9 protein-coding genes, 1 tRNA gene and 2 rRNA genes (1 of these 12 cut by a window edge) are annotated in these 11,438 nt (G+C 52.0%); 6 read left to right on the top strand and 6 right to left on the bottom strand.

Annotation, left to right across the window (positions count from 1 at the left end):
* The 4 genes from ACP153_RS22285 to ACP153_RS22270 form a co-directional block, all read left to right on the top strand.
* A 23S ribosomal RNA gene (locus ACP153_RS22285) occupies positions 1 to 1,272 on the top strand (it extends 1,557 nt beyond the left edge of the window).
* Between the two features lie 211 nt (positions 1,273 to 1,483).
* Positions 1,484 to 1,598, top strand: a 5S ribosomal RNA gene (rrf, locus tag ACP153_RS22280).
* A 72-nt stretch (positions 1,599 to 1,670) separates the two neighbouring features.
* A tRNA-Met gene (locus ACP153_RS22275) sits at positions 1,671 to 1,747 on the top strand.
* Positions 1,748 to 2,501: 754 nt separating this feature from the next.
* On the top strand, positions 2,502 to 2,867 hold the full coding sequence (locus ACP153_RS22270) for an HNH endonuclease (RefSeq protein WP_424973218.1): 366 nt from the start codon (positions 2,502 to 2,504) through the stop codon (positions 2,865 to 2,867).
* A 263-nt stretch (positions 2,868 to 3,130) separates the two neighbouring features.
* Here the strand turns inward: ACP153_RS22270 and ACP153_RS22265 are convergent, their stop codons facing one another.
* The 5 genes from ACP153_RS22265 to ACP153_RS22245 form a co-directional block, all read right to left on the bottom strand.
* Entirely contained in the window at positions 3,131 to 4,780 is a 1,650-nt protein-coding gene (locus tag ACP153_RS22265; protein ID WP_424973217.1) for a hypothetical protein, read from the bottom strand.
* Positions 4,767 to 5,207 carry a hypothetical protein gene (locus ACP153_RS22260; protein ID WP_424973216.1) on the bottom strand — a complete coding sequence of 147 codons (441 nt, stop codon included), beginning with the start codon at positions 5,205 to 5,207 and terminating at the stop codon, positions 4,767 to 4,769. Before ACP153_RS22260 ends, ACP153_RS22265 begins: the two co-directional genes overlap by 14 nt.
* A 49-nt stretch (positions 5,208 to 5,256) precedes the next feature.
* Entirely contained in the window at positions 5,257 to 6,678 is a 1,422-nt protein-coding gene (locus tag ACP153_RS22255; RefSeq protein ID WP_424973215.1) for a radical SAM protein, read from the bottom strand.
* 15 nt (positions 6,679 to 6,693) lie between these two features.
* Entirely contained in the window at positions 6,694 to 6,888 is a 195-nt protein-coding gene (locus ACP153_RS22250) for a hypothetical protein (RefSeq protein ID WP_424973214.1), read from the bottom strand.
* A 232-nt stretch (positions 6,889 to 7,120) separates the two neighbouring features.
* Positions 7,121 to 8,041, bottom strand: coding sequence for a hypothetical protein (locus tag ACP153_RS22245; protein ID WP_424973213.1), 921 nt, complete (start codon positions 8,039 to 8,041; stop codon positions 7,121 to 7,123).
* A 287-nt stretch (positions 8,042 to 8,328) separates the two neighbouring features.
* Between ACP153_RS22245 and ACP153_RS22240 the strand changes: the two genes are divergently transcribed.
* Both ACP153_RS22240 and ACP153_RS22235 read left to right on the top strand, forming a co-directional pair.
* Positions 8,329 to 9,600, top strand: coding sequence for a hypothetical protein (locus ACP153_RS22240; protein ID WP_424973212.1), 1,272 nt, complete (start codon positions 8,329 to 8,331; stop codon positions 9,598 to 9,600).
* Between the two features lie 142 nt (positions 9,601 to 9,742).
* The gene (locus tag ACP153_RS22235) at positions 9,743 to 10,138 is read left to right on the top strand and encodes a hypothetical protein (protein ID WP_424973211.1); all 396 of its coding nucleotides are present in this window, start codon (positions 9,743 to 9,745) and stop codon (positions 10,136 to 10,138) included.
* A 93-nt stretch (positions 10,139 to 10,231) separates the two neighbouring features.
* Here ACP153_RS22235 and ACP153_RS22230 read toward each other — a convergent pair whose 3' ends face one another.
* Positions 10,232 to 11,380, bottom strand: coding sequence for a hypothetical protein (locus tag ACP153_RS22230; RefSeq protein WP_424973210.1), 1,149 nt, complete (start codon positions 11,378 to 11,380; stop codon positions 10,232 to 10,234).
* Between the last annotated feature and the right edge of the window lie 58 nt (positions 11,381 to 11,438).

Below are 11,438 nucleotides of genomic sequence, written 5' to 3'. Positions count from 1 at the left end.
CTCCATGAGATCGTACCCTAAACCGACACAGGTGGACTGGTAGAGAATACCAAGGCGCTTGAGAGAACGATGTTGAAGGAACTCGGCAAAATACCTCCGTAAGTTCGCGAGAAGGAGGCCCCGTTTGTAGGCAACTATAGGCGGGGGGCACAAACCAGGGGGTGGCGACTGTTTACTAAAAACACAGGGCTCTGCGAAGTCGCAAGACGACGTATAGGGTCTGACGCCTGCCCGGTGCTGGAAGGTTAAAAGGAGGAGTGCAAGCTCCGAATTGAAGCCCCAGTAAACGGCGGCCGTAACTATAACGGTCCTAAGGTAGCGAAATTCCTTGTCGGGTAAGTTCCGACCTGCACGAATGGCGTAACGACTTCCCCGCTGTCTCCAACATCGACTCAGCGAAATTGAATTGCCTGTCAAGATGCAGGCTTCCCGCGGTTAGACGGAAAGACCCCGTGCACCTTTACTACAGCTTCACACTGGCATCAGGCCATGCATGTGCAGGATAGGTGGTAGGCTTCGAAGCAGGAACGCCAGTTCTTGTGGAGCCTTCCTTGAGATACCACCCTTGCATCGCTTGATGTCTAACCGCGGTCCGTTATCCGGATCCGGGACCCTGTGTGGCGGGTAGTTTGACTGGGGCGGTCGCCTCCTAAAGCGTAACGGAGGCGCGCGAAGGTTGGCTCAGAGCGGTCGGAAATCGCTCGTTGAGTGCAATGGCAGAAGCCAGCCTGACTGCGAGACTGACAAGTCGAGCAGAGTCGAAAGACGGCCATAGTGATCCGGTGGTCCCGAGTGGAAGGGCCATCGCTCAACGGATAAAAGGTACGCCGGGGATAACAGGCTGATGGTGCCCAAGAGTCCATATCGACGGCACCGTTTGGCACCTCGATGTCGGCTCATCTCATCCTGGGGCTGGAGCAGGTCCCAAGGGTACGGCTGTTCGCCGTTTAAAGAGGTACGTGAGCTGGGTTTAGAACGTCGTGAGACAGTTCGGTCCCTATCTGCCGTGGGTGTAGGATACTTGAGAGGAGTTGCCCCTAGTACGAGAGGACCGGGGTGAACGATCCACTGGTGGACCAGTTGTCGTGCCAACGGCAGTGCTGGGTAGCTATGATCGGACAGGATAACCGCTGAAGGCATCTAAGCGGGAAGCCCCCCTCAAAACAAGGTATCCCTGAGGACCGTGGTAGACCACCACGTCGATAGGCCGGAGGTGTAAGCGCAGCAATGTGCTCAGCTGACCGGTACTAATGGTCCGATAGGCTTGATTTGATCCAGTAGACGGCAAATGCCCCTGCGGACAATCAAAGCATACACAAACAAACGTATTTGGCTTGGACGCCGATGTGAAAAAGCGCACCACAATTGAACAGTGTTCGAATGCGGTGCGCCAAGCAGATCAACGGTGTTGGAACGCGTTGTCGACTTTGTCGAAACGCTGCCTCCAACTAAAATCCTTGCTCTGCAAGGGCTTTTTCCTTGGTTTGGTGGTCATAGCGCGAGTGAAACACCCGATCCCATCCCGAACTCGGTCGTTAAGCACCGTAGCGCCGATGGTACTGCGTCTTAAGGCGTGGGAGAGTAGGTCACCGCCAAACCTAGAAAAAAGCCCATAACTCTCAATACGATCTCAAAAAAGCGCCAGGCAATAACACTGCCAACGCAACTGGCGCGGGATGGAGCAGCCCGGTAGCTCGTCAGGCTCATAACCTGAAGGTCGTAGGTTCAAATCCTACTCCCGCAACCAAAACTTAGCACTTAAGAACAAACTATTACGCGCCGTCCGACCGGAGTTGCGTTTCCACGTCCGTAACCCGTGGAAGCAAGGTGGAAGCAGAAAGCGCAAGGTCAGACATGTGACGCGGAAGGCACAGAGTCATTCAGCACCGCAACTGTGTTTGGGCCTCCAATCGGCTTTACAAAGCGCCTATCCGAAGGTGAGACTTGCACTCCTTCGGTGGCTGTCCATCCTGACTGAACGCTTCAATCCCACAGGTCGTGCACCGCCAGCCTTGTAGGGACGCTTTCTGTGCGTCCTTCGTCCATTTACATTCGCTTGTGATGTTGGAGGGTCGTCGCTGGCGCAGATGCCGAAGGGCAATCCACAAGAGAAACAACAGCACAAGCCCGAGCACAACGAACTGGAGAAGGCCCAAGACCCCCGGATTGGCCAGCGACCAATCCCCTACATCTGGCGCGGAAACAAACTTCATACGAAGACTGTAACATGCCACTCGGGCAAAAGTTGGGAAGGGTACTTCAATAGGTTTTTGTGGTTCCCTGTGCGGTTACGCTTGAGAGCGTCAGTTCGTACAAAGATTGACGTGTGTTTTTTGCGTTGCTACATTTTCTGATAAGTTCCGGTAAAGGCACAAGTCTGACCGGTCCGGACTGCGAAGCACTGACAATCGGGTTCCGCGCGAGCATTAGCTTCTATCCGGGGAGTGTCTCTAAGACACCGCGCGTTCGCTTCTCATGAAGATGAACGGAGACTCGATAATATGAACCCCATAGTGAAAATCCGTAAAGCGAAGATGCGCGCCCAGAAGGGACGGTGCTTTTACTGCCGTCTACCGATGTGGGACAAGAACAACAAAAGCCCTCATTGGCCTACCGAACGGTTTGATCCTCTCCCAAAGGAGCTCCAGTGCACTGCCGAACATCTGCTAGCGAAGTCGGAAGGTGGTAGAGACGAGCCAAGGAACATTGTTGCCGCATGCCGCTTCTGCAATGAAGCGCGCCATCGGTGCAAAACCCCAAAATCTCCAAGTGATCACCGCGCCCACGTAAGGAAGCGCATGGCTAAGGGGCGGTGGTTGGCTGCACGGCAAGGCAAAGTCTGGATGATGCTGATCGCGAGCCGATAAGCGCTACAGGCGTCAGAGCGGGCTGTGAAAGATACCTACACAGAAGCATGCCGTTAGGCAGCGATCAAACGGCCCATAGCAGCCGCTCACAATGAAAGCCGATGCTGCGACGCAGCTTCCTCAAAGCGGACCTTCAAAGATGGCTCAATGGTCGAGCATCTTTGATGCTATGATGATTCCTAGTTATCGTTACTGTGTATAGGCAACAACATCGCTCACCTCTTTTTCGCAATCAACCTGGCTTTTGATTTCTAGTTGCCCGATCACAAATGCCTCAATTCACTCGAGTGATCCTTGCCGCACGAACACTTCGATTGAAGCCAAATCGCTGAAGTCCGTTTTCTTCCGCAGTTGCGACAGCGCTGAGTCAAGTTAACCAACACAAGAAAAGCCGCTGTGATAAATCCTCCGAAAGCGAGCACTTCTGCGCGGAATGCCCATGAGTTTAGACTCATGACAACAAATCCACATATGACAACGAGACTAAGAACCATTGTCTCTGCTACTATGAACCATAGTCGCCGCGCTGTACCTTTTGAGGCCGTAACAACTGCCGAGACGTATACTGAAATCAACATAGCGCATGCGACCATGACAACTACGTTGAAGCCGCCCTGGACAGTACCTTGCCAGATCCTCTGTGCAATGACCGAGATCGGGAACTCGCGTTGAAGCCCGAAGTCGACTTCCAGGAACATCCTTGGGATCTGTGTCGCTAGTCCCACCATCAGTGCATAGATTAGGATGATCCACATGTCCTGCTTTGGTCTGACCAGCGCCATAACACCGAGCCTCGCAATGTCTGATCGGAGCAATGCAAACAACATGAGGCCGGACATCAGCGTCAGTCCTAGGTTCCAAGCCGGGCGCTCAAATCCAATGGCCTCACGCCAACCGGTAGACAGTAACAAGAACAAGGGTTGCAGCATTGAGACAATCAGTGGGTAGGCTACAGCCGACACCAAAAGGTGGTCACGCTTCTTGACGATCTGAACACGGCTTTGGCGACTGGGATGGAGCGTGAAGAAGCTTTCTATTGACGAAAGTGCGCTCCGTTTGCCTTGAGCCTCAAAAACGAATTCTGGGTCAGATTTCCAACCTGCCAGTGCAAAACCTCTAAGGTCGTGAAGGTGTTCCCGTCTAACAAGGAAGTAGTAAGAGTACAAAAAGATTGAAAGGCAGCTAAGCAGAAGCACCAACAACTGGCCAGCGATTTGCACGTAGATTGATAAATCCAGCACCGGCCGAAAGCTATGTATTCCACCCGAATGTGACACCCCGCCACGATCCAGATATGCCAGCGCCGCAAGGAATACGGCAATGCCAAACCCCAATACTCGGAAGTGAAGAGTTATTACCCGACGATAAAGAACCTCTTCTCGCGTTGCCCCAAGTTCTAGATGAGAAACCTCATGACCCAGTTGGGTCGACAATGACGACGGATCGCGCCTTGCATGTGATCGTTTTGAAAGCCCCACAACAATCGCAGAAGGATAACTTCCCGATTGCCTGACCTCGAGCGCATTTGCGTTCTTCGGCGTGTATAGAAGCGCCGGTACGGCTCTAAGTGATGACCGCGCAGATACATCCGACAACAGGTTTCGCACCGTATCAAATGACTGATGTTGTGCAGGACGCTCCAATGACTGCGCTGCGCGCGTTCCTTGACGCCATCGATACACTGAAAAAGCAACTATGATTACGCCACCCCCCAAGACCATGAGTGTCGCAAGGGCAGATACGGAACGTGGAATGAGCTCTCCTGCGTATCGTGATATGTAGCCGTCCCAGAGGCGCGATAGGAATGCGTATTGCACGAAGCAGGTAAATGCAACGACCGCTATAGCGGCGCGGTCGCCGACTCCAGCTTTGGCTAACGTAACACCTGGATGCGCTTTTTTAGGATTTGCCATCGGAGCTCGCGAGTTGTGCGAACATCCTCTCAAATCCAGACCTTAGCTCAGACTTCTGTGGCGCACTGTACTTACTCTTGTCGATAGCTTCAGCCACCAGCTTCCTCAGTTTCTCAACTTCGTTGGCATTAGCGTCCCTCTTGAGAACCTTACCAAGAAGACTTCCAAACACCTTCTTGAATTGGTCCTCAACAGCTCCCTTCAACGCACCTGAAAAAATCGCGAGCAAGAACGGGCCAACAATTGCTGCAAATGCAGCGACCTCGGCTCCGGTTATGAACCTGCCTTCATCTTGCGAGGCGGCCTTGTCCCATGAAGCGGCCATTGCGTCGAAACCCTCTTCAACGACAAAGACGTCATCTGGATCGCTCAATTCAACGATGCCGATGGACCAAGCTTTCAATGTATGGTGGTTCACTTCGTCCATGCGAGTTCACACTTTCCATTTTTCACAGCGTAAGTATGGTCAACCCGTCTCATGTACCAGCCGTAGGATCGAGCTCAGTCGGCTTTCCTGTCTTGAACTGCTGGCTCTCGTTGAACGCGACTTCCGTCGTCGCACCCACTGAGTTTAGAATTCGCTTCGGCAGTGTGCTGCGCCAATATTCGCTTTGCTCATCGAGGTAATGATCGTCGCCCTCAAGATGCAGTTTTGGACAAGAACCCCAGCACAAAGGGAGAAACGTGCAGACTTTGCATTTCGGCCGCTCCGTTGGATCAAATGACCGCCACCAGCTTGCTTGCGCCTGTTCAACAGTATTTCCATTGTGTCGCTCCAAAGATCCAACAGCGCTCGTTTTTTCACCCACCTGGAGCCCACAATTGTAGACCTTGCGGTCGGCACCCACGATAAAGGAGTCTTCTGCAACTGCAGAGCAAACTGCTCTGCGGGGCTTTGGCAGCTCCCCAAGCGCCGTATTTGAATCAAAAAAGTGGTCCGGTATCAATTTGCGGACGCGATCAACAATCTGTTTGAACTCGGCATAGAGCAACTGATCGGAACGTATGAAGTCCACTCCCTTGGAGTATGGGGATATCTTTGCCAACTGCAGCTTAGTTCGAGAGCCTTCCTTCAGCCATCCGCGTTGCAGTGCGAAACTAACAAAATCGAAGATCTCTTGCGTGTTCCTGGGGCCTAGATTGAACCTAACCTCGACGTGGCAATCCTTATGGATCGCATCAATAACCCGTACAGCCTCAGCGAACTGATTGTATTCCGGTCCTGCTTTGCCACGTCGCCGTCTGATCTTGTTATGCGTTGCCTCGGTTCCGTCAAACGTGATCTGCACGGTCGTCAATTTATGCTCTTCGACGAACGCCAGCGGGTTCTTTGGCCAAAAAGTACCGTTTGAGAGAATTGATGCTTCAAATCTGATCCCGCTATCTTCGGCAAACGCTTGCAACGCGTAGGACAGGCGCGAGATGTAGTCGCGCTTTAGCATTGGCTCGCCGCCATACCAGTTGATGTGAACTTGCTTTTTTCCACACGATTCAATGCGTTGCTTCAAATAGGCAAGCGTATTGGCCTCTTTATCTCCGGCCAAATTGTCTTCCGAACGGCTCTGAAAGCAGTAGTAGCAACCAAGATTGCAGTCATTGGTTACCATGACGGTTATGACGGCAGACGCGTTTTGACGCGAAAAATTGAAACGCTCTCGAACGATGCTCAACTCGTCTTGAGTATCATCCAAGATGAACCCTGCCTTAAGTAGTCTTTCCAAAATGACTTCGTCGACACCTTGCAGGTCAAAGAGAGCCGGGTAGGCGCAAAGCGCATCCGCCAACTCTACTCCTTCTTCGCTATGCAGATGAAGGATGGCACCAGAGTTAGCATTGAAGAGCAGCGCGCCATCTTCATAGGGCACCGTCAAGTTGTACCGGGAGGTGACCAGGGACATGATGGTCCAGGACGGTTAGTTGGTCTGAATGACCGCGACACAATAGGTCGATCCGTACCCGCAAAGTGTGGATAGAACCATCTCCTGCGAAGCTCCTTCTGAGTCCTCGGCGGAAACCTCTACCATCTCAATTTTCATTCCCGGGCGAACTTTGATTGTCGGTTCTTTGTCATCGGAAACAATTAGTCTCACTTTCGGATTATCGGCCATGGCAACATTCTCCTTAAAATACTGTGTCTAAGACTAGCATAAACCAGAAGTTGTGCAAAGCACCATCGTCGACATGCCTCGTGCAAAAGTAGTTGGTTACCATAGGTGAGCCATCTTGCGAACTTCAGCAAAAATGAAAATTTAGCCATACGTCGTAAAGGACTTGGACGGCTCCAACCAATGCCAAAAGCATATCAAAACTGTACGATTATGTATTAGATACATCGCTATTTTAGATACCGATTCGCTGCAGTGTTTCACCAATCCTCGCGGTTTTCTCATCAAATGCAGCAGAGAACTCAGCGATCGTGAGGATAAAGATTCGTTCCGCCGCGAGTACCGACGCCAGCCTTTGCGCGTTTATGACCCGGTCCTCGCCGGAGAAAAAATCATCGACGGCTTCGACGTAACCGATAGAGTACCCGACACTCACATCATACTGATTTCTCAACAGCTGCATCTCGTTATACGCAGCTCGGAGATCGCCAACGGAGATGATCTCGACTTTTCGCAAGATCGGCAGATGATTATCCCATACGCTTGTTGCAATCGGATATCTTTCTTGGTTGGGATCCGCGAGTGACGTAATAGCAAGTTTTGTTCGGTGAATTGTCCCTGTGATCGCTTGCGCAGCCTCGTTGAACTTCTGAGTTTCGAGTTCGTCGTCCAACAAACCTCGGTCCGCCACTAATTCTAGGGCACTGCGTGAATAGTCCAACGAAGCTGGAAGATCAGCGGATGGATCTAAGTTGTCGGCCGGGAAGATGCCAGACATTATCTTGATGCCGGGATGGCGCAAGATCTGCGAAATAGTTTCGGTCGCACCTGTTATCGTATCAATATTCTTGTCCAGTTCCTGAACTTTTTCCAAGTTGGCAGCCAACTCATGGATAAGCAATTGGACTGCTCGTTCTTGCTCGGCTCGAGACAGCTCTCGATACTTCAACCCAAACCCGAGGGCGATAACGGCCAGCGCCAGAACAAAACCGTACAACAAAAATCGCGATAGAATTCTATAACCTGCGGCTTGGGTAAGAGTTGGTAAAATCCCTGCTTTCAAGAGGGCTCGGCCAAACCCAAAAAACAAGAAGAGGCCGAAGCCGGTCAAGATCATGGGATCTTGGAGGTAGGGTGCAATTTTTTCAAATTCCATCTGCGGGCTCCGCTCAATCAGAAATCAGCCAAGTTTAAATTGACTGTCAAAATCCGGTTATGGTTTAACAATAGCTCCTACGAAATTATCATCTCTCAACACAGATTGGAACTTGCTAGGCAGGCTCACTCAAGATCCGATAGTTGGGTCCCATTATCGTTACCAACGCTGACGGCCCAGAGCCGACCTACGACACGCTCTTTTTGACGTCAGCTTAGCGGATCCAGCCTTGAATTCCTTTGCCCCACATCAGACGATGGAAGCGAACAGTATTTGGAGCGGTTTTTATGACAGAATCTGACGCCTTTCATATTGCTGTTTGTGAAGATGGCCTTGAGCCCGATGACTATATTGAAGACATCGCTAGCTTGGTGGAACTCTTTGAACCACTGGAAAAAGACAGTCTAACGCTCTTGAAGGACCATAGGACTCAGGCTGTCTTCATAGAATGCCATATACCGGCTTCAAAAATCACGCGCTTGGGAACAACTGATGTTCCTTTGGATGCAGATGCATCGGCTGACTATCGAGCCAACCGGGATGTGGTGGCAGACCACGCAGCGTTTGATCAGATGCGCAATGATGCTTTAGAAGGCCGACGATTCAGCAACATAGTGGCCGAGTTTGTTGAGGGCGAAGAACTGCCTTTAAAAGTCATTGGCGGTCAGCATCGCTTCGAGGCGATCAAGGAGGCTTTGGAAGACGAAGTTGATGTTGAGCACGGCGTAAAAGTCTATCTCCAACTCGATAATGAACAACGCTTAGACGTTCAAATCATCTCGAATACGAACATTTCTGTCTCGAAAGAACTTTTGGACAGGATGTACGAGACGCTTGCGGGAGCCGAACTTCGTGAATGGTGCCAAAGGTGCGGCCTGCTCGAAAAGAAGCAAGACTTCGCAGATAAGCCTGGGCGAGGAAACCCAATCACCGTGAAAGAGGCGCGCTCCTTCATTTGCAACTATTATCTGGGCAAAGCCGTACCATCCAATGAGTTTCCGACTCGTGACACCACCCCTCAGCTTGTGGACTCCGGCAAACGTGATCCGAAGATCTGGAAAGACGCGAAGCAAAATCATCCTGATTTGTGGAGCGATAAGAAACTTCAAGCAGCAGGGAAGGCTTTTGCCGCCTTGCGCAGCGCGCAGATGGAGTCCTTCTTGGACAAATCTACGGGAAAGTACAAAGGCCCGGCCGACTATCGGCATAAAGCCAAGAACCTTGCACTATTGGCAGGTTGGGCATTTGTCGCTGGCTGTTTGTCCGAAAACCAGCAACGTTTGAAACGACACTATGCTCTTTCAGAGAAGGGAAAATCGAAGGACCCGTTGCGCGCAGACCTTCTTGCCAATGGTAGGCACTCCACAGACCCAGCGAACTACCGTGGACTCGGATATCGATCGGATCCCAAGGAACGCGGCCGCTTCGCTGAGCTGTTTTGGCTTCAAGCAGATAAAGGCTTAGGCATAACAAAGAGCGGGGTCGAACTAGCTATTCAGGAGTACGAAGCTAAGCAAGCCAACTTACGAGCAAAGGCCATGAGGGAAAAGCTCAAGTGAGCGAATTTGAAGCCTACTCGAATGAACTATTAAGGTCAGCCAAAAGGTTTCTAGAAGAGGCGAAGGCACAAGAAGGAAAAGCTGAGAAGCAGCGGCTACTAAGATCGGCCTTGACCCATTCGTTCTTTTTTTGGAAGCGCAGTTGAACTACCTTGCGGCGCATTTCGCATCGTCTCCAGAGTTTAGCGTTTTGGAACAGTCGCTGTTATCAGAACGGGATTTGGCATTGGAGAAGGGGCGCTTCGTGCTCACTAACAAGACTAAATTCTATCGCTTGGAAGATAGGATCGAGTTCTTGTTGGCCCGGTTTTCAGCAGATTTCGTAGGCTCCAAGAGTGCATGGTTCTCCGACCTAAAGTCATCGATCAAGGTTCGAAATCGCCTCGTACATCCCAAAGAGGCTCACAGCATCAGTGAAATAGAGGTGGAAAAAGCAATACTCGCTGTGCTCGATTGCTTGTCTACGATGTACTCAGTGATTTTCGGAAAGCCGTTCCCCCCCGCCTCACTTGGGCTTCATGTCGGTCCTGAGAGCTGAACATACCTCTCACGCACGTCAGCGTTCAGTAACCGATGTTAAGGAAAAGCAGACGTTCGATCAAAGCGCAGCGAACGTCCGCTTGCCGCCCAATCAGGTCCACCGATACTTACTTCCGGCTTTCTGAAGTCGTTCGGCGAGGGTTTTGGGGTGGTCTTTTGCGTAGTCCAGCAGAGCTTCAACATGACGTTCCATGAAGGCTGGTAGGTCGGTTTCTTGCACATCCGCGATCGCGGCGCGTGTGAGGAAGAGGCCCATGAGCTGGGTGTCTATCAGGTGGATTTTGGCGAGCTTGTTTGCATAGATGATGTCTGTTGGCACAAGGCCACAGCTGTGATCGGCGAGGTCGCCTAGAACTGTATCCGAGAACGTACGCCAGAGCTCATGTGACGGCCACCGCGAGCGATTGGTGTCTTGGGTCGGTGAACAGTAGCGGATGCGGCTGAAGGCGTCCCGGTAGGCATCGCCGATGCCAGAGCGCAGATCATCCCAAGAGAGGAGCTCGAACTGATTGCGGAGTTGTTTGGACCCGAGGCGCAGCTCAAACCGCCAGACCTGACTCTCGTCCCGATCTCTCAAGTACAGGGGTGCGTTTCCGTGCTGTCTGCGCGCTTTGTTCCAGATCTCGACCCAGCCGAGCTTTCCCGTCTTCATCACCTCCAGTCGCTTGTCATAGATCGCCAGTTGGCGGTTGCTCACTGCCCCGGCACGAAGGCCAGTGACGCGGGCGCCGGTCGCTTGTGTGGCCGTCTCGTCGATGCCGGTATACTCGGTGACTTTGGTGCCTGCTGGAGCAACGAGTGCCGCGCGGTCGGGTTCAAACCACGGCGCAAGCATGTCCACGGCGACGTCTACGCGAGAGACGCGCAACAACTGGTCTGAGTATCGAATATTGAGATCCTCGATCACGCTACGGAAATGGGCTTCTGCTTGACCGAGCCCGCCCGTCGCCAAGCCCAACGCTCGGAAGTCGACAATTACTCCGGGATTGTTAGGAACCCGATCAAGTGGATCTTGGAACATCCAGACCGCACCAAGGTCTCCGGTATGGCAGGCAAACCCGCGTGCTCCCTTTGGTGTCATTGAGAAGGCGGTGTCGCCAATCTGGACGACGCATTCACTGTTCGTCCTTCGACATTGGGTCTTCGCTTGGGAGAATTGGTTTTGAAGGGCCAGTGGAATATCCGCCTGAACGGTGACTTTCAGGCCATCAAACCCAGCGTGGAGGATTTCTGCGCCCATTTACTCTGTCTTTCATTTTCGTATTCGTGGAGGGGGGTGTTACAAGGCCCCCCTAACG

Source organism: Dinoroseobacter sp. S76, from assembly GCF_049801095.1.
Lineage (GTDB): Bacteria > Pseudomonadota > Alphaproteobacteria > Rhodobacterales > Rhodobacteraceae > Dinoroseobacter.
This window is presented reverse-complemented; position numbering and strand designations above follow the sequence as displayed.

What these genes read in the sequence shown, in the direction of transcription:
- ACP153_RS22270 (WP_424973218.1), top strand. Translation starts at nt 2,502, where the DNA reads ATGAACCCCATAGTGAAAATCCGTAAAGCGAAGATGCGCGCCCAGAAG.
- ACP153_RS22265 (WP_424973217.1), bottom strand. Translation starts at nt 4,780, where the DNA reads ATGGCAAATCCTAAAAAAGCGCATCCAGGTGTTACGTTAGCCAAAGCT.
- ACP153_RS22260 (WP_424973216.1), bottom strand. Translation starts at nt 5,207, where the DNA reads ATGGACGAAGTGAACCACCATACATTGAAAGCTTGGTCCATCGGCATC.
- ACP153_RS22255 (WP_424973215.1), bottom strand. Translation starts at nt 6,678, where the DNA reads ATGTCCCTGGTCACCTCCCGGTACAACTTGACGGTGCCCTATGAAGAT.
- ACP153_RS22250 (WP_424973214.1), bottom strand. Translation starts at nt 6,888, where the DNA reads ATGGCCGATAATCCGAAAGTGAGACTAATTGTTTCCGATGACAAAGAA.
- ACP153_RS22245 (WP_424973213.1), bottom strand. Translation starts at nt 8,041, where the DNA reads ATGGAATTTGAAAAAATTGCACCCTACCTCCAAGATCCCATGATCTTG.
- ACP153_RS22240 (WP_424973212.1), top strand. Translation starts at nt 8,329, where the DNA reads ATGACAGAATCTGACGCCTTTCATATTGCTGTTTGTGAAGATGGCCTT.
- ACP153_RS22230 (WP_424973210.1), bottom strand. Translation starts at nt 11,380, where the DNA reads ATGGGCGCAGAAATCCTCCACGCTGGGTTTGATGGCCTGAAAGTCACC.